21 protein-coding genes and 3 tRNA genes are annotated in these 24,934 nt (G+C 68.9%); 20 read left to right on the top strand and 4 right to left on the bottom strand.

The genetic code is table 11. The annotated features are described in order from the left end of the window. Positions 1–104: 104 nt before the first annotated feature. Together K2224_RS04700 and K2224_RS04695 are read right to left on the bottom strand one after the other, a co-directional pair. On the bottom strand, positions 105–767 hold the full coding sequence (locus K2224_RS04700) for an NAD(P)H-binding protein (RefSeq protein WP_221905383.1): 663 nt from the start codon (positions 765–767) through the stop codon (positions 105–107). 126 nt (positions 768–893) lie between these two features. Continuing rightward, positions 894–2,147, bottom strand: coding sequence for an amidohydrolase family protein (locus K2224_RS04695; protein WP_221905382.1), 1,254 nt, complete (start codon positions 2,145–2,147; stop codon positions 894–896). A 181-nt stretch (positions 2,148–2,328) separates the two neighbouring features. Between K2224_RS04695 and K2224_RS04690 the strand changes: the two genes are divergently transcribed. The 6 genes from K2224_RS04690 (at position 2,329) to K2224_RS04665 (ending at position 4,873) form a co-directional block, all read left to right on the top strand. Next, positions 2,329–2,401, top strand: a tRNA-Thr gene (locus tag K2224_RS04690). A 47-nt stretch (positions 2,402–2,448) separates the two neighbouring features. Further along, a tRNA-Met gene (locus K2224_RS04685) sits at positions 2,449–2,521 on the top strand. 89 nt (positions 2,522–2,610) lie between these two features. Next, a complete protein-coding gene (rpmG, locus tag K2224_RS04680; RefSeq protein WP_003956487.1) occupies positions 2,611–2,775 on the top strand; it encodes a 50S ribosomal protein L33 in 165 nt (54 codons plus the stop codon). 85 nt (positions 2,776–2,860) lie between these two features. Then, positions 2,861–3,313 (top strand): MaoC family dehydratase N-terminal domain-containing protein, encoded by a 453-nt coding sequence (locus K2224_RS04675; RefSeq protein ID WP_221905381.1) that lies wholly within the window; start codon positions 2,861–2,863, stop codon positions 3,311–3,313. A gap of 1 nt (position 3,314) precedes the next feature. Continuing rightward, a complete protein-coding gene (locus tag K2224_RS04670) occupies positions 3,315–3,749 on the top strand; it encodes a MaoC family dehydratase (protein WP_221905380.1) in 435 nt (144 codons plus the stop codon). 59 nt (positions 3,750–3,808) lie between these two features. Next, entirely contained in the window at positions 3,809–4,873 is a 1,065-nt protein-coding gene (locus K2224_RS04665) for a UDP-N-acetylmuramate dehydrogenase (protein WP_221905379.1), read from the top strand. A 51-nt stretch (positions 4,874–4,924) separates the two neighbouring features. Here the strand turns inward: K2224_RS04665 and K2224_RS04660 are convergent, their stop codons facing one another. Together K2224_RS04660 and K2224_RS04655 are read right to left on the bottom strand one after the other, a co-directional pair. Continuing rightward, positions 4,925–5,953, bottom strand: a complete 1,029-nt coding sequence (locus K2224_RS04660; RefSeq protein ID WP_221905378.1) for an adenosine deaminase — start codon at positions 5,951–5,953, stop codon at positions 4,925–4,927. Between the two features lie 126 nt (positions 5,954–6,079). Next, a complete protein-coding gene (locus tag K2224_RS04655; RefSeq protein ID WP_221905377.1) occupies positions 6,080–7,315 on the bottom strand; it encodes a pyridoxal phosphate-dependent aminotransferase in 1,236 nt (411 codons plus the stop codon). Positions 7,316–7,503: 188 nt separating this feature from the next. Here K2224_RS04655 and K2224_RS04650 point away from each other — a divergent pair. From K2224_RS04650 to fusA, 14 genes are all read left to right on the top strand, one after another. Further along, positions 7,504–7,576, top strand: a tRNA-Trp gene (locus tag K2224_RS04650). A 106-nt stretch (positions 7,577–7,682) separates the two neighbouring features. After that, entirely contained in the window at positions 7,683–7,979 is a 297-nt protein-coding gene (gene secE / locus K2224_RS04645) for a preprotein translocase subunit SecE (RefSeq protein WP_221905376.1), read from the top strand. 71 nt (positions 7,980–8,050) lie between these two features. Then, the gene (gene nusG / locus K2224_RS04640; protein WP_221905375.1) at positions 8,051–8,929 is read left to right on the top strand and encodes a transcription termination/antitermination protein NusG; all 879 of its coding nucleotides are present in this window, start codon (positions 8,051–8,053) and stop codon (positions 8,927–8,929) included. A 167-nt stretch (positions 8,930–9,096) separates the two neighbouring features. After that, positions 9,097–9,531: a 50S ribosomal protein L11 gene (gene rplK, locus K2224_RS04635; protein ID WP_016571043.1), complete on the top strand. Its 435-nt coding sequence runs from the start codon at positions 9,097–9,099 to the stop codon at positions 9,529–9,531. A gap of 83 nt (positions 9,532–9,614) precedes the next feature. Further along, positions 9,615–10,331, top strand: coding sequence for a 50S ribosomal protein L1 (rplA, locus tag K2224_RS04630; protein WP_221905374.1), 717 nt, complete (start codon positions 9,615–9,617; stop codon positions 10,329–10,331). 167 nt (positions 10,332–10,498) lie between these two features. Next, the gene (locus K2224_RS04625; protein ID WP_313904749.1) at positions 10,499–11,353 is read left to right on the top strand and encodes a hypothetical protein; all 855 of its coding nucleotides are present in this window, start codon (positions 10,499–10,501) and stop codon (positions 11,351–11,353) included. A gap of 309 nt (positions 11,354–11,662) precedes the next feature. After that, positions 11,663–12,193 carry a 50S ribosomal protein L10 gene (rplJ, locus tag K2224_RS04620; protein ID WP_221905373.1) on the top strand — a complete coding sequence of 177 codons (531 nt, stop codon included), beginning with the start codon at positions 11,663–11,665 and terminating at the stop codon, positions 12,191–12,193. Positions 12,194–12,299: 106 nt separating this feature from the next. Next, positions 12,300–12,686 (top strand): 50S ribosomal protein L7/L12, encoded by a 387-nt coding sequence (gene rplL, locus K2224_RS04615; RefSeq protein WP_221905372.1) that lies wholly within the window; start codon positions 12,300–12,302, stop codon positions 12,684–12,686. A gap of 631 nt (positions 12,687–13,317) precedes the next feature. Beyond that, positions 13,318–16,803, top strand: a complete 3,486-nt coding sequence (rpoB, locus tag K2224_RS04610; protein WP_221905371.1) for a DNA-directed RNA polymerase subunit beta — start codon at positions 13,318–13,320, stop codon at positions 16,801–16,803. A gap of 100 nt (positions 16,804–16,903) precedes the next feature. Next, complete coding sequence (locus tag K2224_RS04605; protein WP_221905370.1) at positions 16,904–20,803, top strand: DNA-directed RNA polymerase subunit beta'; 3,900 nt, start codon at positions 16,904–16,906, stop codon at positions 20,801–20,803. 203 nt (positions 20,804–21,006) lie between these two features. Further along, positions 21,007–21,486 (top strand): DUF1707 and DUF4190 domain-containing protein, encoded by a 480-nt coding sequence (locus tag K2224_RS04600; RefSeq protein ID WP_221909429.1) that lies wholly within the window; start codon positions 21,007–21,009, stop codon positions 21,484–21,486. A gap of 344 nt (positions 21,487–21,830) precedes the next feature. Then, positions 21,831–22,202: a 30S ribosomal protein S12 gene (rpsL, locus tag K2224_RS04595; protein WP_003948652.1), complete on the top strand. Its 372-nt coding sequence runs from the start codon at positions 21,831–21,833 to the stop codon at positions 22,200–22,202. A 2-nt stretch (positions 22,203–22,204) separates the two neighbouring features. After that, positions 22,205–22,675 (top strand): 30S ribosomal protein S7, encoded by a 471-nt coding sequence (rpsG, locus tag K2224_RS04590; protein ID WP_018538761.1) that lies wholly within the window; start codon positions 22,205–22,207, stop codon positions 22,673–22,675. 39 nt (positions 22,676–22,714) lie between these two features. Next, positions 22,715–24,835 (top strand): elongation factor G, encoded by a 2,121-nt coding sequence (fusA, locus tag K2224_RS04585; RefSeq protein ID WP_221905369.1) that lies wholly within the window; start codon positions 22,715–22,717, stop codon positions 24,833–24,835. The last annotated feature ends 99 nt before the right edge of the window (positions 24,836–24,934 follow it).

Below are 24,934 nucleotides of genomic sequence, written 5' to 3'. Positions count from 1 at the left end.
TCGCACCACCGGCCGGGCCCGAAAGAACGGCGGACACGCCCTCGGTCCTACGAGGACGCGCCCGCCGCCCGGCCGCTCGGAGCAGCGCTGAGTCTTGCTGCGGCTCAGTGCGACGCCACGTTCCGCACCGCGTCCGCCACCGGCACGTCCCCGCCGATCAGCTCCAGCGTCCGCCCGGTCGTGCCCGGCTCGTCCAGCAGCGCCGCCAGGACGGCCGCCACGTCGTCCCGCGGGACCGCGCCGCGCCCGGTCGCGTCGGCCAGCGTCACCTGCCCGGTGCCGGGGTCGTCGGTGAGCCGTCCGGGCCGCAGGATCGTCCAGTCCAGCCCGGCCCGGGCCCGTACGTCGGCGTCCGCGGCGCCCTTGGCCCGCAGATAGGCCGCGAAGACCGGATCGGTGCCCTCCGGGGGCTCCCGGTCCGCGCCCATCGCCGAGACGACCACGAAGCGCCGCACCCCGGCCGCCTCGGCGGCGTCCGCGAACAGCGTCGCCGCGCCGCGGTCCACGGTGTCCTTGCGCGCGGCTCCGCTGCCCGGCCCGGCGCCCGCCGCGAAGACGGCCGCGTCCGCGCCCTCCAAGTGCCGGGCGACGTCGGCCACCGACGCCGACTCCAGGTCGCAGACCACCGGTTCGGCACCCGCGGCCAGCAGGTCGCCGGCCTGCTCCGGCCGCCGGATGATCCCCGCCACCTCGTCCCCGCGCGCATGCAGCAACCGCTCCAGCCGCAGCGCGATCTGACCATGTCCACCTGCGATGACAATGCGCATGCTGCCGACCGTACGCCCAACCGCCCCGACACACCGGGGGACAGGTCCCCGACCGGCCGTCAAACCCCCGCCTGCCGCCCGCCGTCGACTCGCCGCCCGGGCGCACGACGGACCCGGCGACCCGCCCTAACGCTGCGACTGCCGGGGCAACTCCAGTGCCACGTCCACCGAATCGCAGTACTCGCGCACCGCGCTGGTGCGCGCCACCACCCGCCCCCGGTGCACCACGATCCGGCTGTACGCCAGCGACAGCACCCCGGCGATCCGCTCCCCGCGCACCGCCAGCAACTCCGCCGGGAAGCCCGCCTCGACGCGCACCTCCGGCAGCCCCAGCGTCGCCCGCGCCGCCGAACTCACCGTCTCGTACGCCGCCTCGGGCGTCGCCTCGCCCAAGGACGCCAGCAGGTACGCGGCCTCCAACGGGTCGCCGCGCCCGACCGGGTTCGCCGCGTCCCGCAGCGCCCCGCTGCCCGCCGCCACCCGCACCCCGGCCGCCCGCAGCAGCCGCACCGGTGCCGGCCGCGACACCCGGTTGCCGTTCCGCTCCAGCCCCGTGCAGTCGCCCTGCGGCAGGCAGACGACCGCCACATCGGCCGCCGCCAACTGCTCCGCGACCCGCGCCGCCACGCTCCGCGGCATCCGCGCCATCCCGGCGCACGGACCGATCGCCACCCCCGGCCGCAGCCCGCCGCACATCGTCGCGACCCGGGCCAGCCGCGCCGGGTCGTCGCCGTCGGTGTGCAGGTCCACCGGGCAGCTGTGCTCGCCGGCCATCTCCAGGACGGTCTCCACGTACCCGGTCGGGTCGGGGTCCAGGTCCGGGCAGCCGCCGATCACCGTGGCGCCCATCTTGACCGCGTCCCGCAGCATCGCCACCCCGTTCGCGCCGGCCACTCCGGTCAGCACCCGCGGCACCGCCACCGCCGCCAGATCCGCCAGCCCGCGCAGCGCCCGCCGCGCCTGGAGCACCGCCTCCAGCGCCCGCAGCCCCTGGACGCCGCCGATCCGCACATGGCTCCGGGAGGCCGTGGCCCCGTGCCCGAGCTGGAGCAGCGCCGCCTCGGTCGTGCGGCGCTGGACGTCCTCGGCGGAGTCGGAGGCGGGCCCGTCGGCGTCCGCGGTCAGGGCGGTGTCGCAGTGCGCGTGCGGTTCGGCGGGAGCCGGGAGCAGCAGATAGCCGGCGAGGTCCACCCGGGCGCCCTGCGGGGCGAGGCTGCCGGCCGTGCCGACCGCCTCGATGCGTCCGCCGCCGAGCCGGACGTCCACGGTGCGGCCGTCGGCGAGCCGGGCGCCGCACAGGACCAGCGCGCCGGAATCCGGCCGGGTGTACCGGCCGGCACCCCCAGGCTTCCCCGGCTGCGGCGAACTGTTGTCGGACATCGCGCTCCTCGAAGCCACGGCGTGCAAGATCACGCGGCGTGGGTCCGAGCCTAGGGCGCGGCCCGGAGAGCTTCGCGCAGGCGCGAAATAGTCGTACCGGTGTGGTGCGGGGGGCTGCCGGGGCGCGTCGCGGATACGGATTTCACGTTTGGCGGCGGGCCGTGTAATGTCTTCATCGCTCGCCCCAATAGCTCAGTCGGCAGAGCGTCTCCATGGTAAGGAGAAGGTCAACGGTTCGATTCCGTTTTGGGGCTCTGATGTGTGGGGGACCCCGTCCTCGGACGGGGAACTCTCGCATCACAGCGGTGTAGCTCAGTCGGTAGAGCAAGCGGCTCATAATCGCTGTGTCACCGGTTCAAGTCCGGTCACCGCTACTGACAGTAGCCGATTGTGGGGTCGGTCCTCCGGTCGGCTACTCTTCTATGCGTTCAGTCCGACCATCCGTCCGTCAAGGAGCACTCACGTGGCTGCCACCGACGTCCGCCCGAAGATCACGCTGGCCTGCGTGGAGTGCAAGGAGCGGAACTACATCACCAAGAAGAACCGGCGCAACAACCCGGACCGCCTTGAGATGAAGAAGCACTGCCCCCGTTGCAACTCGCACACCGCGCACCGCGAGACGCGATAAATCAGGCTCGTCCATGAGGCCGTCCCCATTTCCTGGGGGCGGCCTCATGGCTTTGGCACCATCAGTTCAGGGAGGTTGCGAGCCCATGGCGCTCGACCAGTCATTCGTCGGACGCACTTACCCGCCCACCGACCCGTACGAGGTCGGCCGGGAAAAGATCCGCGAATTCGCCGAGGCGATCGGTGACACCAACCCCGCCTATACCGACACCGAAGCCGCCAAGGCGCTCGGTCACCCCGATGTGATCGCGCCGCCGACTTTTGTGTTCGCCATCACTTTCAAGGCCGCCGGGCAGGTCGTCGCCGACCCGCAACTCGGTCTGGACTACAGCCGGGTGGTCCACGGCGACCAGAAGTTCGCCTACCGCCGGCCGGTGCGCGCCGGCGACCGCCTGACCGTGACCTCCACCATCGAAGCGATCCGGTCCATGGCCGGCAACGAGGTCATCGACATCCGCGGCGAGGTGCACGACGAGGCCGGTGACCACGTTGTGACCGCCCTCACCAAGCTCGTCGCCCGGCCCGCTGAGGAGTCCTGAGATGACCGCGAAGATCGCCTACGACGACGTCGAGGTCGGCACCGAACTCCCCGCGCAGACCTTCCCCGTGACCCGCGCCACGCTCGTCCAGTACGCCGGCGCCTCCGGGGACTTCAACCCGATCCACTGGAACGAGAAGTTCGCCAAGGAGGTCGGGCTGCCGGACGTCATCGCGCACGGCATGTTCACCATGGCCTCGGCGGTCCGGGTGGTCACCGACTGGGTCGGCGACCCGGGCGCGGTCGCCGAGTACGGCGTGCGCTTCACCAAGCCCGTCGTCGTTCCCAACGACGGGACCGGCGCGCTGATCGAGGTCAGCGGCACGGTCGCGGCCAAGCTCGACGACGCGGAGCGGACGGTCCGGATCGACCTCACCGCCAAGAGCGCGGGCCAGAAGGTGCTCGGCATGGCCCGCGCCGTGGCCCGGCTCGCCTGACGCAGCCGCACGGGGCGGCCGGCCCGGCGCCGCCGGACCGCCCCCGTACCCTTGGGTGCGTGCAGGAACGTCACGTAACAGAGAACGCCCCCCTCGCCCCGCTGACCACCTTCCGTCTCGGCGGCCCCGCGAGCCGGCTCGTCACGGCCACCACCGACGACGAGGTGGTCGCGGCCGTCCGCGAAGCAGACGAGGCCGGCACCCCGCTGCTGATCATCGGCGGCGGCAGCAACCTCGTCATCGGCGACAAGGGCTTCGACGGCACCGCCCTGCGCATCGCCACCCGCGGCGCCACCCTCGACGGCACGGCCCTGGAGCTCGCCGCGGGCGAGAACTGGTCGGACGCCGTCGCCCGCACCGTCGGGGCCGGACTGGCCGGCGTCGAGTGCCTGGCCGGCATCCCCGGCTCGGCCGGCGCCACCCCGATCCAGAACGTCGGCGCCTACGGCCAGGACGTCTCCGAGACCCTCACCGAGGTCGTCGCCTACGACCGCGGCACCGGCGAGACGGTCACCCTCACCAACGAGGAGTGCGGCTTCTCCTACCGCCACAGCCGCTTCAAGCAGCACCCCGAGCGCTTCGTGGTGCTGCGCGTCCGCTTCGCCCTGGAGGACGCGGGCGGCCTCTCCGCGCCCCTGAGGTACGACCAGACGGCCCGCGCCCTCGGTGTCGGCACCGGGGACCGGGTGCCGCTCGCCGTCGCCCGCGAGACCGTCCTGGCGCTCCGGGCGAGCAAGGGCATGGTGCTGGACCCGGACGACCACGACACCTGGTCGGCCGGTTCCTTCTTCACCAACCCCGTCCTCACCGAGGCCGAGCACGCCGAGCTCGTCCGCCGGGTCCACGACCGGCTCGGCCCCGACGTCGCGCCGCCCGCCTTCCCGGACGGCGACGGCCGGGTGAAGACCTCCGCCGCCTGGCTCATCGACCGGGCCGGCTTCACCAAGGGCCACGGCAGCGGCCCGGCCCGGATCTCCACCAAGCACACCCTGGCCCTCACCAACCGCGGCGAGGCCACCACCGAGGACCTGCTCGCCCTGGCCCGCGAGGTCCGCGACGGGGTCCGGGACGCCTTCGGCGTCACCCTCGTCAACGAGCCGGTGACGGTCGGCGTCAGCCTCTAGGCCCTGCCGTCGGAAGCGTCCTGGGCCCGCGGGCGGCCGCTCGCGGGCCCGTCACGGCGCCGGGGCGGCCAGCCAGGCGTCGATGTCCGCCAGGGTCGTCCGCCGCAGCTCCTCGGGCGCCCGGGAGGCGCGTACGGACTGCCGGGCGAGCTCGGCCAGTTCGGCGTCGGTGAAGGCGTGCGCGCCGCGGGCGATCTCGTACTGGGCGGCCAGCCGCGAGCCGAAGAGCAGCGGGTCGTCGGCGCCCAGCGCCATCGGGACGCCCGCCGCGAAGAACGCCCGCAGCGGCACGTCCTCGGGCTTCCCGTAGACGCCCAGCGCCACGTTCGACGCCGGGCACACCTCGCAGGTCACCCCCTGGGCCGCCAGCCGGCGCAGCAGCTCCGGGTCCTCCGCGGCCCGCACCCCGTGCCCGATCCGGCCGGCGTGCAGATCGTCCAGGCAGTCCCGGACGCTGGCCGGCCCGGACAGCTCGCCGCCGTGCGGGGCCGACAGCAGGCCGCCGTCCCGGGCGATGGCGAAGGCCCGGTCGAAGTCCCGCGCCAGGCCCCGCCGTTCGTCGTTGGAGAGCCCGAAGCCGACCACCCCGCGGTCGGCATGGCGCACCGCCAGCCGGGCCAGCGTGCGGGCGTCCAGCGGGTGCTTCATGCGGTTCGCGGCGACCAGCACCCGGATGCCCAGCCCGGTGTCCCGGGAGGCCCGCTCCACCGCGTCCAGGATGATCTCCAGGGCCGGGATCAGCCCGCCCAGCCGCGGTGCGTACGAGGTCGGGTCGACCTGGATCTCCAGCCACCGCGAGCCGTCCCGGACGTCCTCCTCGGCGGCCTCCCGCACCAGTCGCTGGATGTCCTCGGGCGCCCGCAGACAGGACCGGGCGATGTCGTAGAGCCGCTGGAACCGGAACCAGCCGCGCTCGTCGGTGGCGCTCAGCCGGGGCGGTGTGCCGCTGGTCAGCGCGTCCGGGAGGTGGACGCCGTACTTGTCGGCGAGGTCCAGCAGGGTCGCCGGCCGCATCGAGCCGGTGAAGTGCAGGTGCAGATGGGCCTTCGGCAGTTGACGCAGATCACGAACACGCTCCATCCCGAGATACTGCCGCACCCGCGCCCCGCGGCATAGGCCCCGCCCCGAACGAAGGGACCCCCGCAAAAGCGTGCGGGGCCGGACGAACCGCCCGACCCCGCACGCCCAGTGGCCTCACCCGCCCCGCTACTTGGCGTCCGCCAGCAGCTTCTGGATCCGGGAGACGCCCTCGACCAGGTCCTCGTCGCCCAGCGCGTACGAAAGGCGCAGGTAGCCGGGGGTGCCGAAAGCCTCACCCGGGACGACGGCGACCTCCGCCTCCTCCAGGATCAGCTCGGCCAGCTCGACGCTGGACTGCGGCCGCCTGCCGCGGATCTCCTTGCCCAGCAGCCCCTTCACCGACGGGTAGGCGTAGAACGCGCCCTCCGGCTCCGGGCACAGCACGCCGTCGATCTCGTTGAGCATCCGCACGATGGTCTTCCGGCGCCGGTCGAAGGCCACCTTCATCTCCTCGACGGCCGTCAGGTCGCCGCTGACCGCCGCGACGGCCGCGGCCTGCGCCACGTTGGAGACGTTGGAGGTGGCGTGCGACTGGAGGTTGGTGGCCGCCTTGACGACGTCCTTGGGGCCGATCGCCCAGCCCACCCGCCAGCCGGTCATCGCGTACGTCTTCGCCACACCGTTGACGACGATGCACTTGTCGCGCAGCTCCGGCACCACCACCGGCAGCGACGAGAACTCGGCGTCGCCGTAGACCAGGTGCTCGTAGATCTCGTCGGTCAGCACCCACAGGCCGTGCTCCGCGGCCCAGCGGCCGATCGCCTCGACCTGCTCGCGCGGGTAGACCGCGCCGGTCGGGTTCGACGGCGAGACGAACAGCAGCACCTTGGTCCGCTCGGTGCGGGCCGCCTCCAGCTGCTCGACGGTCACGCGGTAGCCGGTGGTCTCGTCGGCGACGACGTCGACCGGCACGCCGCCCGCGAGCCGGATCGACTCGGGGTAGGTGGTCCAGTACGGCGCCGGCACGATGACCTCGTCACCCGGGTCCAGGATGGCCGCGAACGCCTCGTAGATGGCCTGCTTGCCACCGTTGGTGACGAGGACGTTCGCGGCCTCGATCTCGTAGCCGGAGTCGCGCAGGGTCTTCGCGACGATCGCGGCCTTCAGCTCGGGGAGCCCGCCGGCGGGCGTGTAGCGGTGGAACTTCGGGTTCCGGCACGCCTCGACCGCCGCCTCGACGATGTAGTCGGGGGTGGGGAAGTCGGGCTCGCCGGCGCCGAAGCCGATCACCGGGCGCCCGGCGGCCTTGAGGGCCTTGGCCTTGGCGTCGACGGCGAGGGTGGCGGACTCGGAGATCGAACCGACCCGGGCGGAGACCCGGCGGTCGGCGGGGGACGATGCGGAGGGAGTGGCAGCGCTCATAGGGGCATCGTCGCAGACCGCCGACGGCCCCGACACACGGGTTTGCGGGGCGGTACGAGAGGTTCCTGTTCGACGCCCGGCCTCGAAGCACGTACACTCGCTGACCGTTGGCTCCCATCGGGTCACCGCGGCGTACGGCGCACGACACAGTGCAGTCGCCCGCATGCGGTAGGTTGGGGGAACCACAAAGGGTCGTAGCTCAATTGGTAGAGCACTGGTCTCCAAAACCAGCGGTTGGGGGTTCAAGTCCCTCCGGCCCTGCTACACGCACCGATCATCGGGTGCGTGCACGCGTACGTACGAAATGCACCGCCGTGCGGCCGGGCCGGGCGCAGCACGGCCACGACCCGGATTCAGGTGAGGACGAGTGACGGACGCCCTGGGCTCCATCGACATGCCTGAGCGCGGTCGTTCCGAGGACGACACCACGGAATCCCAGAAGAAGCCCCGCCGCGGCGGCAAGCGCGGCAAGAAGGGCCCCTTCGCACGTCTCGCGCTCTTCTACCGCCAGATCATCGCGGAGCTCCGTAAGGTCGTCTGGCCCACGCGCAGCCAGCTGTCGTCGTACACCACCGTGGTGATCGTCTTCGTAGCCATCATCATTGGTCTCGTAACCGTGATTGACTTGGGAATCAACCGAGTCGTCGGGTACGTCTTCGGCTGATCCCGCGGGGGCCGCCTCCGTGGGCGGCCTTTCGCACGTTCAACCCCTTGAAGCAAGGAAGAAGCAGCCACGTGTCTGACCCGAACCTGAACGACGCCACCGAGCCCGTCGCGGCTGCAGAGGCCGAGGTCGACGAGGCCGTCTCGGCCGAGGTCGAGGGGGACGCGGCCGCCATCGCTGACGAGGAAGCCGCCGTGGAGACCGCCGCGGACGCCGAGGGCGCCGACGAGCTGGACGCCGAGGACGCCGACGCCGGCGAGCCCGCCGACGCGGACGCGGCGGAGGCCGAGGAGGCTTCCGAGGACGCGGCGGACGCCGAGGAGCAGGAGCCGGTCGACCCGGTGGCCGCCCTCCGTGACGAGCTGCGCGGGCTTCCCGGCGAGTGGTACGTCATCCACACCTACGCGGGATACGAGAACCGCGTGAAGACCAACCTCGAACAGCGCGCCGTCTCGCTGAACGTCGAGGACTACATCTTCCAGGCCGAGGTGCCGCAGGAAGAGGTCGTGCAGATCAAGAACGGCGACCGCCGCACCGTCCGCCAGAACAAGCTTCCGGGCTACGTCCTGGTGCGCATGGACCTGACGAACGAGTCCTGGGGCGTCGTCCGCAACACCCCGGGCGTCACCGGCTTCGTCGGCAACGCCTACGACCCGTACCCGCTGACCCTCGACGAGATCGTCAAGATGCTCGCCCCGGAGGCCGAGGAGAAGGCCGCCAAGGAGGCCGCCGCGGCCGAGGGCAAGCCGGCGCCGTCCCGCAAGGTCGAGGTCCAGGTCCTGGACTTCGAGGTGGGCGACTCCGTCACCGTCACCGACGGCCCGTTCGCGACGCTCCAGGCCACGATCAACGAGATCAACGCCGACTCGAAGAAGGTCAAGGGCCTGGTCGAGATCTTCGGTCGCGAGACCCCGGTCGAGCTGAGCTTCGACCAGATCCAGAAGAACTGACTTCTTCCGGACCTTCAGCCACCGACCAGGTCAGACCGGCACAGAGCCGGTCTGACCTGCGCGGTTTTTAGCCCCACGGCGATACCCGTTATCGTTGTGCGGTATGCCTCCATCCGGATGATCCGGATCGCGGGGCGAACCACCTCTCACTAGGACCCGGAGAGAGCATGCCTCCCAAGAAGAAGAAGGTCACGGGGCTGATCAAGCTCCAGATCCAGGCCGGTGCCGCCAACCCGGCTCCGCCGGTCGGCCCCGCGCTGGGTCAGCACGGCGTCAACATCATGGAGTTCTGCAAGGCCTACAACGCCGCGACCGAGTCGCAGCGTGGCATGGTCGTGCCGGTGGAGATCACGGTCTACGAGGACCGTTCCTTCACCTTCGTCACCAAGACCCCGCCGGCCGCGAAGCTCATCCTGAAGGCCGCGGGCGTGGAGAAGGGCTCCGGCGAGCCGCACAAGACCAAGGTCGCCAAGATCACCGAGGCGCAGGTCCGCGAGATCGCCACCACCAAGATGCCCGACCTGAACGCCAACGACCTGGACGCCGCGTCGAAGATCATCGCCGGCACCGCCCGTTCCATGGGCATCACGGTCGAGGGCTGAGCCCCAGCCCTACAAGGCACTTACGTGGCAGGGCCAGGCGCTGGTCCGTACCACGACTCCACCCCACTGCATCAGGAGCAGAAGTGAAGCGCAGCAAGACTCTTCGCAACGCGGACGCGAAGATCGACCGGGAGCGGCTCTACGCCCCGCTCGAGGCCGTCCGTCTCGCCAAGGACACCGCGTCCGCCAAGTTCGACGCGACCGTCGAGGTCGCCATGCGTCTGGGTGTCGACCCGCGCAAGGCCGACCAGATGGTCCGTGGCACCGTGAACCTCCCGCACGGCACCGGCAAGACCGCCCGGGTCCTGGTCTTCGCGACCGGTGACCGTGCTGCGGCCGCGGAGGCCGCCGGCGCCGACATCGTCGGCTCGGACGAACTGATCGACGAGGTCTCCAAGGGCCGCCTGGACTTCGACGCCGTCGTCGCCACCCCGGACCTCATGGGCAAGGTCGGCCGCCTCGGCCGCGTGCTCGGTCCCCGTGGCCTGATGCCGAACCCGAAGACCGGCACCGTCACCCCGGATGTCGCCAAGGCCGTCACCGACATCAAGGGCGGCAAGATCGAGTTCCGCGTCGACAAGCACGCGAACCTCCACTTCATCATCGGCAAGGCGTCCTTCGACGACGCCAAGCTGGTGGAGAACTACGCCGCGGCGCTGGAGGAGATCACCCGTCTGAAGCCGTCCGCCGCCAAGGGCCGCTACATCAAGAAGACGACGATCACCACCACCATGGGCCCCGGCATCCCGGTGGACAGCAACCGCACCCGCAACCTCCTCGTCGAGGACGAGGCCGTCTGATCCTCCCGATCGACGCCTCGTAGCGCGTGACGCGTGACGACGGGCCCCGCCTTCCGTACGGAGGGCGGGGCCTGACGCGTTCATAACAGGGCCTGCCGCGTGCGCTGTCGGCGGCCTGCACTACAGTCCCCTGCGAGGTCCGTAGAGGAGAACAAGGGGGAGCCTCAGTGCGCAGCACGCGTATAACCGCCGCCGTCGCGGCGGGAGTTGTCATGATGGCCGGTCTGACCGCCTGCAACAGCGGTGGCGACAAGAGCAACGGCACCGGCGGCGGCAGCGCCGGCGGCAGCAGCGACGCCTCGGGGGCGAAGTCCCCGCTGGACGCCGCGCTGGCCTCGCTGAAGACGGCGTCGCAGCAGACGAGCGACAAGAAGTCCGCCCAGATCGACGGCACGCAGAAGACGGGCCCGGCCACGCGCACGCTGAAGGGCGCGATGGACTGGTCGAACGGCATCAACATGACGCTCGACATCACCACGACCGGCGGTCCGATGGCGTCCGGCAAGCCCATGAAGGCGCTGTACACGCCCCAGGCGATGTACATGAACACGGGCATGTCGGTGGGCGGCAAGAGCTGGCTCAAGTACGACTACGACGCCCTGGCCAAGAAGGGCCCGGCCGGCGCCGTGTTCAAGGACGCCATGCAGAACAACGACCCGGTCAAGTCGGTGGACATGCTGATCGCCACCGGCAAGGTCCAGGAGGCCGGCAAGGAGAGCGTCCGCGGGGTGCAGGCGACGCACTACACCGGCACGGTCGACGTGGCCGAGATGGCCAAGATGCAGTCCAAGAGCCTCAGCGCGGCCGACCTCCAGGCGCTGGAGCAGTCGCTCAAGCAGTCCGGCGCCACGAAGGAGACCATCGACCTGTGGATCGGCCCGGACAACCTGCTCGTCAAGAAGCGTGAGCAGCTGGACGGCAAGCAGGCGTCGGACTCCACCGTCTTCTACTCGAACTACGGGACCAAGGTCACCGTGACCCCGCCGCCGGCCGGCGAGATCATGACGACCCCCGGCATGTGAGCAGCGCGGCGGCGGTGAGGTGTCCGAGGCGCCCCACCGCCGCCGCCGAGCGGCCGATTTGCCTGTGCGTGGGCCGTTCCCGTACGGTGTCCCGGAAGCCAAAGACCGCTGGTTGTCTCTGCGCGTCCGATTCCGGGCGTGTGGTGGCCGAAGGATCCGCTAGCTGCGGACGGCCTGCGCAGGTTGTGTGGAGAGACTCCCGGACAGTTCTCTGTTCGGTCGAGTAACGCCCCGTGCCCTGCGCCGGGGCGTTTGTTTTGCCCAGCCCCTTCTGCGCGGTCCTCATCACCCGGAAGGAGGCCGAGGCTCATGGCGAGGCCCGACAAGGTCGCAGCCGTCGACGAGATTGCCGAGAAGTTCCGCAGCTCGAACGCCGCTGTTGTGACCGCGTACACCGGTCTTACCGTTGCGCAGATCAAGAATCTGCGCCGTTCGCTCGGTGACAACGCTCAGTACCGTGTGGTGAAGAACACGCTGACCAAGATCGCGGCCAAGGAGGCCGGGATCTCCGCGCTGGACGAGCACCTCAGTGGCTCGACGGCCGTCGCCTTCGTTACCGGTGACCCGGTCGAGGCGGCGAAGGGTCTTCGTGACTTCGCCAAGGAGAACCAGAACCTCGTCATCAAGGGCGGCGTCCTTGACGGCAAGGCTCTCTCCGCCGACGAGATCAAGAAGCTTGCGGACCTCGAGTCCCGCGAGGTTCTGCTCGCCAAGCTGGCGGGTGCCATGAAGGGCAAGCAGTCCCAGGCTGCCGCGCTCTTCCAGGCGCTCCCGTCGAAGTTCGTCCGCACTGCGGAAGCGCTTCGCGCCAAGAAGGCCGAGCAGGGCGGTGCCGAGTAATTCGGCTCGCGTCATGATCCGCGTCGCCTGACGCGGGTCACAGCGGGCCGCACGCCCGCCGAAATGTACATCCGGCACCAGCCGATTTAGTGGAAGGACCGCCACCATGGCGAAGCTCACCCAGGACGAGCTCCTCGAGCAGTTCGAAGGCATGACCCTCATCGAGCTGGCGGCGTTCGTCTCCGCCTTCGAGGAGAAGTTCGACGTCACCGCCGCCGCCCCGGCCGCCGTTGTGGCCGCCGGCGTTCCGGGTGCCCCGGCCGCCGCCGCCGAGGAGGAGAAGGACGAGTTCGACGTCATCCTCACCGGCGCCGGCGACAAGAAGATCCAGGTCATCAAGGTCGTGCGCGAGCTGACCTCCCTCGGCCTGAAGGAGGCCAAGGACCTGGTCGACGGCACCCCGAAGCCGGTTCTGGAGAAGGTTGCCAAGGACGCCGCCGAGAAGGCCGCCGAGGCCCTCAAGGGCGCCGGTGCCTCCGTCGAGGTCAAGTGACCTTGGTGAGTCTCACGACTCCCGTCCGACGCGCCTGAGGGCGTAACGCGGACACCGCGAAGGGCGATCACCCATACGGGTGGTCGCCCTTCGGCGTCCCCGCCCCGGCTGCACCGTCCCGCGCCGGAGTGCGAGTATGGTGATCTTCGTTGTCCGGGCGCACCTCCATGTGACGATCTCCCAGAGGCGGGGGGCCTTGACGAACCGGACGCGGCGCGCAATTCTCGGGACGCGACACAGAAGCGGTCCAGGGTCCGAGGCATGGATCGCCGACGAAGAGGGAAGCATCGGTGTGCGCCACTGGCGCAAGGGCTTTCGGCAGGCGCAGGGCATTGGGCGAAGTGAAGAACAACGAGGGGCTCCTCCGTCGCGGAGGGGATGACCTCCCGGAGGGAGAAGATCGGGACGCGGTGCGGTACCGGTCTCCGGAAACTCGCTCTGGACATCAGTGGGCCATGTGGCTACACTGACCCTTTGCGCTGCCTGTTAGCTGCTCCCTGCCCGTCACCAGGGGCATGCCCGAGCCCGAGTGAAGCCGAACGAACCGCCCTGACCTGGGCCTCTCGACCGCTTTGCTCGATTCGGGACCGGCACGCGCGTAGTGAGTCCGAGCCCTCGGAAGGACCCCCTCTTGGCCGCCTCGCGCAACGCCTCGACTGCCAATACGAACAACGGCGACAGCACCGCCCCGCTGCGCATCTCCTTTGCGAAGATCAAGGAGCCCCTCGGGGTTCCGAACCTCCTTGCGCTGCAGACCGAAAGCTTCGACTGGCTGCTCGGCAATGCCGCATGGAAGGGTCGCGTCGAGGCTGCGCTGGAGAGTGGGCAGGAAGTTCCCACCAAGTCCGGTCTGGAAGAGATCTTCGAAGAGATCTCCCCGATCGAGGACTTCTCCGGGTCGATGTCGCTGACGTTCCGCGACCACCGCTTCGAGCCTCCGAAGAACTCCATCGACGAGTGCAAGGAGCGCGACTTCACGTACGCGGCTCCGCTGTTCGTCACCGCGGAGTTCACCAACAACGAGACCGGCGAGATCAAGTCCCAGACGGTCTTCATGGGCGACTTCCCGCTCATGACCAACAAGGGCACCTTCGTCATCAACGGCACCGAGCGTGTCGTGGTGTCGCAGCTCGTCCGCTCGCCGGGTGTGTACTTCGACAGCTCCATCGACAAGACGTCCGACAAGGACATCTTCTCCGCCAAGATCATCCCGTCCCGGGGTGCCTGGCTGGAGATGGAGATCGACAAGCGCGACATGGTCGGTGTCCGCATCGACCGCAAGCGCAAGCAGTCCGTCACCGTCCTGCTCAAGGCGCTCGGGTGGACCACCGAGCAGATCCTCGAGGAGTTCGGCGACTACGAGTCGATGCGCGCCACCCTGGAGAAGGACCACACCCAGGGCCAGGACGACGCGCTGCTCGACATCTACCGCAAGCTGCGCCCGGGCGAGCCCCCGACGCGTGAGGCCGCGCAGACGCTGCTGGAGAACCTCTACTTCAACCCCAAGCGCTACGACCTCGCGAAGGTCGGCCGCTACAAGGTCAACAAGAAGCTCGGCGGCGACGAGCCGCTGGACGCCGGCGTGCTGACCGTGGACGACATCATCGCCACGATCAAGTACCTGGTGAAGCTGCACGCGGGCGAGACCGAGACGGTCGGCGAGAACGGCAACAACATCGTTGTCGAGACCGACGACATCGACCACTTCGGCAACCGCCGCCTGCGCAACGTCGGCGAGCTGATCCAGAACCAGGTCCGTACGGGTCTCGCCCGTATGGAGCGCGTCGTGCGCGAGCGCATGACCACCCAGGACGTCGAGGCGATCACGCCGCAGACCCTGATCAACATCCGGCCGGTCGTCGCCTCCATCAAGGAGTTCTTCGGCACCAGCCAGCTGTCCCAGTTCATGGACCAGACCAACCCGCTGTCGGGTCTGACCCACAAGCGCCGTCTGTCGGCGCTGGGCCCGGGTGGTCTCTCCCGTGAGCGGGCCGGTCTGGACGTCCGTGACGTGCACCCCTCGCACTACGGCCGCATGTGCCCGATCGAGACCCCCGAAGGCCCGAACATCGGTCTGATCGGTTCGCTCGCGTCCTACGGCCGGGTCAACGTCTTCGGCTTCATCGAGACGCCGTACCGCAAGGTCGTCGACGGCCAGGTCACCGACCAGGTGGACTACCTCACCGCCGATGAGGAAGACCGCTACCTGATCGCCCAGGCGAACGCCAAGCTCAGCGAGGACCTGCGCTTCGCCGAGAACCGTGTGCTGGTCCGCCGGCGTGGCGGCGAGGTCGACCTCGTCCCCGCCGACGAGGTGCACTACATGGACGTCTCGCCGCGCCAGATGGTGTCGGCCGCGACCGCCATGATCCCCTTCCTCGAGCACGACGACGCCAACCGCGCGCTCATGGGATCGAACATGATGCGCCAGGCCGTTCCGCTGATCAAGGCGGAGTCGCCGCTGGTCGGCACCGGCATGGAGTACCGCTGCGCGGTCGACGCCGGTGACGTCATCAAGGCCGAGAAGAACGGTGTGGTCCAGGAGGTCTCCGCGGACTACATCACCGTCGCCAACGACGACGGCACGTACACCACGTACCGCGTCGCCAAGTTCACCCGCTCCAACCAGGGCACCTCCTTCAACCAGAAGGTCGTCGTGGACGAGGGCGCGCGGGTCATCGAGGGCCAGGTCCTCGCCGACGGTCCGTCCACGGACGAGGGCGAGATGGCGCTCGGCAAGAACCTGCTCGTGGCGTTCATGCCGTGGGAGGGCCACAACTACGAGGACGCGATCATCCTGTCGCAGCGCCTCGTGCAGGACGACGTCCTCTCCTCGATCCACATCGAGGAGCACGAGGTCGACGCCCGTGACACCAAGCTCGGCCCCGAGGAGATCACCCGGGACATCCCGAACGTCTCCGAGGAGGTCCTCTCCGACCTCGACGAGCGCGGCATCATCCGGATCGGTGCCGAGGTCGTCGCCGGCGACATCCTCGTCGGCAAGGTCACGCCCAAGGGCGAGACCGAGCTGACCCCCGAGGAGCGCCTGCTCCGCGCGATCTTCGGCGAGAAGGCGCGCGAGGTCCGCGACACCTCGCTGAAGGTCCCGCACGGCGAGATCGGCAAGGTCATCGGCGTCCGCGTCTTCGACCGCGAGGAGGGCGACGAGCTGCCCCCGGGCGTGAACCAGCTGGTCCGCGTCTACGTCGCGCAGAAGCGCAAGATCACCGACGGTGACAAGCTCGCCGGCCGCCACGGCAACAAGGGCGTCATCTCGAAGATCCTGCCGGTCGAGGACATGCCGTTCATGGAGGACGGCACCCCGGTCGACATCATCCTCAACCCGCTGGGTGTCCCGTCCCGAATGAACCCGGGACAGGTCCTGGAGATCCACCTCGGCTGGCTCGCCAGCCAGGGCTGGGACGTCTCCAGCCTCGGTGAGGAGTGGGCCCAGCGCCTGCAGGTCATCGGCGCCGACCAGGTCGACCCGCGCACCAACGTCGCGACCCCGGTCTTCGACGGTGCCCGCGAGGACGAGCTGGCCGGTCTGCTGGAGAACACCCGCCCGAACCGCGACGGCGACCGCATGGTCCTCCCGTCCGGCAAGGCGCGGCTGTTCGACGGCCGCTCCGGTGAGCCGTTCCCGGACCCGATCTCGGTCGGGTACATGTACATCCTCAAGCTGCACCACCTGGTCGACGACAAGCTGCACGCCCGCTCGACCGGTCCGTACTCGATGATCACCCAGCAGCCGCTGGGTGGTAAGGCTCAGTTCGGTGGCCAGCGCTTCGGTGAGATGGAGGTGTGGGCGCTGGAGGCTTACGGCGCCGCGTACGCCCTCCAGGAGCTGCTGACGATCAAGTCCGACGACGTCACCGGCCGCGTGAAGGTCTACGAGGCCATCGTCAAGGGCGAGAACATCCCCGAGCCCGGCATCCCCGAGTCCTTCAAGGTGCTCATCAAGGAGATGCAGTCCCTGTGCCTCAACGTGGAGGTGCTGTCCTCGGACGGCATGTCCATCGAGATGCGCGACACCGACGAGGACGTCTTCCGCGCTGCGGAGGAGCTCGGCATCGACCTGTCCCGGCGCGAGCCGAGCAGCGTCGAAGAGGTCTGACGGGTCTGGCCGGGATCTCCCTCGTACGAGAGAGATCCCGGCCCCGCCCCGGACCCCGTACAGACCATCTAGACACGACCCTGAGAGGGATTGACGCATAGTGCTCGACGTCAACTTCTTCGACGAGCTGCGGATCGGCCTCGCCACCGCTGACGACATCCGTCAGTGGTCCCACGGCGAGGTCAAGAAGCCGGAGACCATCAACTACCGCACCCTCAAGCCCGAGAAGGACGGCCTCTTCTGCGAGAAGATCTTCGGCCCCACCCGGGACTGGGAGTGCTACTGCGGTAAGTACAAGCGCGTCCGCTTCAAGGGCATCATCTGCGAGCGCTGCGGTGTCGAGGTCACTCGCGCCAAGGTGCGCCGTGAGCGGATGGGCCACATCGAGCTGGCGGCGCCCGTCACCCACATCTGGTACTTCAAGGGCGTGCCGAGCCGGCTGGGCTACCTGCTGGACCTCGCGCCCAAGGACCTCGAGAAGGTCATCTACTTCGCCGCGTACATGATCACGTTCGTGGACGAGGAGCGCCGCACCCGCGACCTGCCCTCGCTGGAGGCGCACGTCTCCGTCGAGCGCCAGCAGATCGAGAACCGCCGCGACTCCGACCTGGAGGCCCGCGCCAAGAAGCTCGAGACCGACCTGGCCGAGCTGGAGGCCGAGGGCGCCAAGGCGGATGCCCGCCGCAAGGTGCGCGAGGGTGCCGAGCGCGAGATGAAGCAGCTGCGCGACCGTGCGCAGCGCGAGATCGACCGCCTCGACGAGGTCTGGAACCGCTTCAAGAACCTCAAGGTCCAGGACCTGGAGGGCGACGAGCTCCTCTACCGCGAGCTGCGGGACCGCTTCGGCACGTACTTCGACGGTTCGATGGGTGCCGCCGCGCTGCAGAAGCGGCTGGAGACCTTCGACCTGGAGGAGGAGGCCGAGCGCCTCCGCGAGATCATCCGGACCGGCAAGGGCCAGAAGAAGACCCGTGCGCTCAAGCGCCTGAAGGTCGTCTCCGCCTTCCTGCAGACCCGCAACAGCCCCAAGGGCATGGTGCTGGACTGCATCCCGGTGATCCCGCCGGACCTGCGTCCGATGGTGCAGCTGGACGGTGGCCGCTTCGCGACCTCCGACCTGAACGACCTGTACCGCCGCGTGATCAACCGCAACAACCGCCTGAAGCGGCTTCTCGACCTCGGCGCGCCCGAGATCATCGTGAACAACGAGAAGCGCATGCTCCAGGAGGCCGTCGACGCGCTCTTCGACAACGGCCGCCGCGGCCGCCCGGTGACGGGCCCCGGCAACCGTCCGCTGAAGTCGCTGTCCGACATGCTCAAGGGCAAGCAGGGCCGCTTCCGTCAGAACCTGCTCGGCAAGCGCGTCGACTACTCGGCCCGTTCCGTCATCGTCGTCGGCCCGCAGCTCAAGCTGCACCAGTGCGGTCTGCCCAAGGCCATGGCGCTGGAGCTGTTCAAGCCGTTCGTGATGAAGCGCCTGGTGGACCTCAACCACGCGCAGAACATCAAGTCGGCCAAGCGCATGGTCGAGCGCGGCCGCACCGTGGTGTACGACGTCCTCGAAGAGGTCATCGCCGAGCACCCGGTGCTGCTGAACCGTGCGCCCACCCTGCACCGCCTCGGCATCCAGGCCTTCGAGCCGCAGCTGGTCGAGGGCAAGGCCATCCAGATCCACCCGCTCGTCTGCACCGCGTTCAACGCGGACTTCGACGGTGACCAGATGGCCGTGCACCTGCCGCTGTCCGCGGAGGCGCAGGCCGAGGCACGCATCCTGATGCTGTCCTCGAACAACATCCTCAAGCCGGCCGACGGCCGTCCGGTCACCATGCCGACCCAGGACATGGTGCTGGGCCTCTTCTTCCTCACCACGGACGAGGAGGAGCGCGAGGTCAAGGGTGAGGGCCGTTCGTTCGCCTCGGTCTCCGAAGCGATCATGGCCTTCGACGCCCGCGAGCTCTCGCTCCAGGCGAAGGTCGACATCCGCTTCCCGATCGGCACCGTGCCGCCGCGTGGCTGGACCCCGCCGGCCCCCGTCGAGGGCGAGCCGGAGTGGCAGCAGGGCGACAGCTTCCGGCTGCGGACGACCCTGGGCCGCGCGCTCTTCAACGAGCTGCTGCCCGAGGACTACCCGTTCGTCGACTACTCGGTGGGCAAGAAGCAGCTCTCCGCGATCGTCAACGACCTGGCCGAGCGCTACCCGAAGGTCATCGTGGCGGCGACGCTCGACAACCTGAAGGCGTCCGGCTTCTACTGGGCCACCCGTTCCGGCGTCACCGTCGCCGTCTCCGACATCGTCGTGCCGGAGGCCAAGAAGGCGATCGTCTCCGGCTACGAGGCCCAGGACGAGAAGGTCCAGAAGCAGTACGAGCGCGGTCTGATCACCAAGGACGAGCGCACGCAGGAGCTCATCAACATCTGGACCAAGGCGACCAACGAGGTCGCCGAGGCGATGAATGAGAACTTCCCCAAGACCAACCCCATCTTCATGATGGTTGACTCGGGTGCCCGAGGAAACATGATGCAGATGCGGCAGATCGCCGGTATGCGTGGTCTGGTGTCGAACGCCAAGAACGAGACCATCCCGCGTCCGATCAAGGCGTCCTTCCGCGAGGGCCTGTCCGTGCTGGAGTACTTCATCTCCACCCACGGTGCCCGTAAGGGTCTGGCGGACACCGCCCTGCGTACCGCCGACTCCGGTTACCTCACCCGTCGTCTGGTCGACGTCTCCCAGGACGTCATCATTCGCGAGGAGGACTGCGGCACCGAGCGCGGCCTCAAGCTGCGGATCGGTTCGAAGGGCGCGGACGGCATCCTGCGCAAGGCGGACGACGTCGAGTCCTCCGTGTACGCGCGGATGCTCGCCGAGGACGTCGTGGTGGACGGCAAGGTCGTCGCACCGGCCAACGTCGACCTCGGTGACGTGCTGATCGACCAGCTGATCGCGCACGGCGTGGAGGAGGTCAAGACCCGCTCGGTCCTGACCTGTGAGTCCGCGGTCGGTACCTGTGCGTACTGCTACGGCCGTTCGCTGGCCACCGGCAAGCTGGTCGACATCGGTGAGGCGGTCGGCATCATCGCCGCCCAGTCCATCGGTGAGCCCGGCACCCAGCTGACGATGCGTACCTTCCACACCGGTGGTGTGGCCGGTGACGACATCACCCTGGGTCTGCCGCGTGTCGTCGAGCTCTTCGAGGCCCGTACGCCCAAGGGCGTCGCCCCGATCTCGGAGGCGGCCGGCCGCGTCCGCATCGAGGAGACCGAGAAGACCAAGAAGGTCATCGTCACGCCGGACGACGGCAGCGACGAGACGGCCTACGGCGTCTCCAAGCGCGCCCGCATGCTGGTGTCCGAGGGTGACCACGTCGAGGTCGGCCAGCCGCTGACCGTCGGTGCGATCAACCCGCACGACGTGCTGCGGATCCTCGGCCAGCGTGCCGTCCAGGTCCACCTGGTCGGCGAGGTCCAGAAGGTCTACAACAGCCAGGGCGTGGCGATCCACGACAAGCACATCGAGATCATCATCCGGCAGATGCTGCGCCGTGTGACGATCATCGAGTCCGGCGACGCGGAGCTGCTGCCGGGCGAGCTGGTGGAGCGCTCGAAGTTCGAGGGCGAGAACCGTCGCGTGGTGGCGGAAGGCGGCCACCCGGCCTCCGGCCGTCCGCAGCTGATGGGTATCACCAAGGCCTCGCTGGCGACGGAGTCCTGGCTGTCGGCCGCCTCCTTCCAGGAGACGACCCGAGTCCTGACGGACGCGGCGATCAACGCCAAGTCCGACAGCCTCATCGGCCTCAAGGAGAACGTCATCATCGGTAAGCTCATCCCGGCCGGTACGGGCCTGTCCCGCTACCGCAACATCCGGGTCGAGCCGACCGAGGAGGCCAAGGCCGCGATGTACTCGGCCGTCGGTTACGACGACATCGACTACTCGCCGTTCGGCACCGGTTCCGGCCAGGCGGTCCCGCTGGAGGACTACGACTACGGTCCGTACAACCAGTAAGGCCACACGCGCCTGAACAGGGCGGTCACCCCACCGGGGTGGCCGCCCTGCGGCGTTCGCAGGGCCGCGGGAACTTGTCCTCCCATTGCCGCGTCTGTGATGAGAAGATGGGGACGACAATTGAGCGGGGGGAGGTTCGCGACGTGGCATTCCAGCCGTGGCAGGGTGGGCATCCCGCGCAGAACCCGTATCAGGTGCCTGCGATGCGGGCCTCGCACGCCGACCGCGAGCGCGCGGTCGACGTGCTGAAGGCGGGTTTCGCCGAGGGGCGTCTCGGACAGGCCGAGTACGAGCAGCGGATGGGCCGGGCCTATCAGGCGCAGACCCACGCCGAGTTGCAGATGCTGGTCGCCGATCTTCCGCAGGGCCCGGTGCCGCAGGCGCAGTTCACGCCGCGGCCCGCAGTGCCGGCTACGTTCATGCCCCTCCAGATGCCGATGCCGCAGACCACCAACGGCGCCGCCACGGGCGCGCTGGTCTGCGGGCTGATAGGCCCGTTCACCTGGGGTCTGACGTCGATCCCCGCGGTGATCCTGGGGCACAAGGCGCGGGCCGAGATCCGGCGGACGGGGGAGCGGGGCGACGGCCAGGCGATCGCCGGGCTGGTGCTCGGCTGGCTCGGGATCGGTGCCTGGGCCCTGTTCTTCCTGGTGATGGTGTTGCTGGCGGTGACCCGCGGCTGACGGGTGTGCGCCTTCTTCCGTAGGCCCGTGGATCCCACTACGGTGGCCGCAACGCCGTCCGAGTCCGGCGTGTCCTTCGCGTGTGCATTTGTTTTGACCGCAGCCCATGCGCTAGGTACGCTCTGACCTTGTGCCTGGGGTGTCCCTGGGCTGCCGTGCGCGCCTTCTCCCACCAGTCCGGCCGGAGAGTCCCGGCAGCGCGGAAGCCGGGTTTTGACACCGCAATCTGCCGCCTCCTCGTTCCAGCGAGGCCGGTCTGCAGTATTCGACACACCCGACCGCGTGGGTCGGGAAATGTTCCAGGTTAGCTTTACCGAGACTGGCACACAGAAACCGGAGAAGTAGTGCCTACGATCCAGCAGCTGGTCCGTAAGGGCCGGCAGGACAAGGTCGAGAAGAACAAGACGCCCGCACTCGAGGGTTCGCCCCAGCGCCGCGGCGTCTGCACGCGTGTGTTCACGACCACCCCGAAGAAGCCGAACTCGGCCCTGCGTAAGGTCGCGCGTGTGCGTCTGACCAGTGGGATCGAGGTCACCGCTTACATTCCGGGTGAGGGCCACAACCTGCAGGAGCACTCGATCGTGCTCGTGCGCGGCGGCCGTGTGAAGGACCTGCCGGGTGTTCGGTACAAGATCATCCGCGGCTCCCTCGACACGCAGGGCGTCAAGAACCGCAAGCAGGCTCGCAGCCGCTACGGCGCCAAGAAGGAGAAGTAAGAATGCCTCGTAAGGGCCCCGCCCCGAAGCGCCCGGTCATCATCGACCCGGTTTACGGCTCCCCCCTGGTGACCTCCCTCATCAACAAGGTGCTGCTGAACGGCAAGCGCTCCACCGCCGAGCGCATCGTCTACGGCGCCATGGAGGGTCTGCGTGAGAAGACCGGCACCGACCCGGTCATCACGCTGAAGCGCGCGCTGGAGAACATCAAGCCGACCCTCGAGGTCAAGTCCCGCCGCGTCGGTGGTGCGACCTACCAGGTCCCGGTCGAGGTCAAGCCCGGCCGCGCCGCCACCCTCTCGCTCCGCTGGCTCGTGGGCTACTCCCGCGCCCGCCGCGAGAAGACCATGACCGAGCGCCTCATGAACGAACTGCTCGACGCCTCCAACGGCCTCGGCGCTTCGGTCAAGAAGCGTGAGGACACGCACAAGATGGCCGAGTCCAACAAGGCCTTCGCGCACTACCGCTGGTAGTCGCAACCCACATCGAGACCGAGAGAAGACTGAGCCACTATGGCTACCACTTCGCTTGACCTGGCCAAGGTCCGCAACATCGGGATCATGGCCCACATCGACGCGGGCAAGACGACCACCACCGAGCGGATCCTGTTCTACACCGGTGTTTCGTACAAGATCGGTGAGGTCCACGACGGCGCTGCCACGATGGACTGGATGGAGCAGGAGCAGGAGCGCGGCATCACGATCACGTCTGCCGCGACGACCTGCCACTGGCCGCTGGACAACGTCGACAACACCATCAACATCATCGACACCCCGGGCCACGTCGACTTCACCGTCGAGGTGGAGCGTTCGCTGCGCGTGCTCGACGGTGCGGTGACGGTGTTCGACGGCGTTGCCGGTGTCGAGCCCCAGTCCGAGACCGTTTGGCGTCAGGCGGACCGCTACGGCGTTCCGCGCATCTGCTTCGTCAACAAGCTCGACCGCACGGGTGCCGAGTTCCACCGCTGCGTCGACATGATCACGGATCGCCTGGGCGCGACCCCGATCGTGATGCAGCTGCCGATCGGCACCGAGGCCGACTTCAAGGGCGTCGTCGACCTCGTGACGATGAAGGCCCTGGTCTGGTCGGCCGAGGCCGCCAAGGGCGAGATGTACGACACCGTCGACATCCCGGACACGCACATCGAGGCCGCCGACGAATGGCGCGGCAAGCTCCTCGAGACCGTGGCCGAGAACGACGAAGAGATCATGGAGCTGTACCTGGAGGGCCAGGAGCCCACCGTGGAGCAGCTCTACGCCGCGATCCGTCGTATCACCATCGCCTCCGGCAACGCCGACGTCACCACCGTCACCCCGGTGTTCTGCGGTACCGCGTTCAAGAACAAGGGCGTACAGCCCCTGCTCGACGCGGTCGTGCGCTACCTCCCGTCCCCGCTGGACGTCGAGGCCATCGAGGGTCACGCGGTCAACAACCCGGACGAGGTCGTCAAGCGGCGCCCGTCCGAGGAGGAGCCGCTGGCCGCCCTCGCCTTCAAGATCGCGAGCGACCCCCACCTGGGCAAGCTCACCTTCATCCGGGTGTACTCGGGCCGCCTCGAGGCCGGCACGCAGGTGCAGAACTCGGTGAAGGGCAAGAAGGAGCGCATCGGCAAGATCTACCGGATGCACGCGAACAAGCGTGAGGAGATCGACGCGGTGGGTGCCGGCGACATCGTCGCCGTCATGGGTCTGAAGCAGACCACCACCGGTGAGACCCTCTGCGACGCGGGCTCCCCGGTGATCCTGGAGTCGATGGAGTTCCCGGCCCCGGTCATCCAGGTCGCCATCGAGCCCAAGTCCAAGGGCGACCAGGAGAAGCTGGGTGTCGCCATCCAGCGCCTCGCCGAAGAGGACCCCTCGTTCCAGGTGCACACCGACGAGGAGACCGGCCAGACCATCATCGCGGGTATGGGCGAGCTGCACCTCGACGTGCTGGTCGACCGTATGAAGCGTGAGTTCCGGGTCGAGGCCAACGTCGGCAAGCCGCAGGTCGCGTACCGCGAGACCCTGCGCAAGCCGGTCGAGCGTCTCGACTACACGCACAAGAAGCAGACTGGTGGTTCCGGCCAGTTCGCGAAGGTGCAGATCGCGCTCGAGCCGCTCGAGGGCGACGGGTACGAGTTCGAGAACAAGGTCACCGGTGGCCGCATCCCGCGGGAGTACATCCCGTCCGTGGACGCGGGTTGCCAGGAGGCCATGGAGTTCGGTGTCCTCGCCGGTTACCCGCTGACCGGTGTCAAGGTCACGCTCCTCGACGGCGCGTTCCACGAGGTCGACTCGTCGGAAATGGCGTTCAAGATCGCCGGTTCGATGGCCTTCAAGGAGGCCGCCCGCAAGGCCAGCCCGGCCCTGCTCGAGCCGATGATGAAGGTCGAGGTCACCACGCCCGAGGACTACATGGGCGACGTGATCGGCGACATCAACTCCCGTCGTGGTCAGATCCAGTCCATGGAGGACCGCGCCGGCGCCAAGCTCGTCACGGGCCTGGTTCCGCTCTCGGAGATGTTCGGCTACGTCGGAGACCTCCGCAGCAAGACGTCGGGTCGCGCGAGCTACTCGATGCAGTTCGACTCCTACGCCGAGGTTCCCAAGAACGTCGCCGAGGAGATCATCGCCAAGGCCAAGGGCGAGTAACTCACCCGTCGAGTTCACGCTCTAGGCTTGACTCCGGTGCCTGTCGGGGCATTCCACCGCAACAGCGGAGGAATGCCCCCGGGCCCGGGCTATCCAGCA

The organism is Streptomyces sp. BHT-5-2 (assembly GCF_019774615.1).
In the GTDB taxonomy this organism is placed as follows: domain Bacteria; phylum Actinomycetota; class Actinomycetes; order Streptomycetales; family Streptomycetaceae; genus Streptomyces.
The sequence above is the reverse complement of the archived record's forward strand: the minus strand, read 5'-3'. Positions and strand labels throughout refer to the sequence as shown.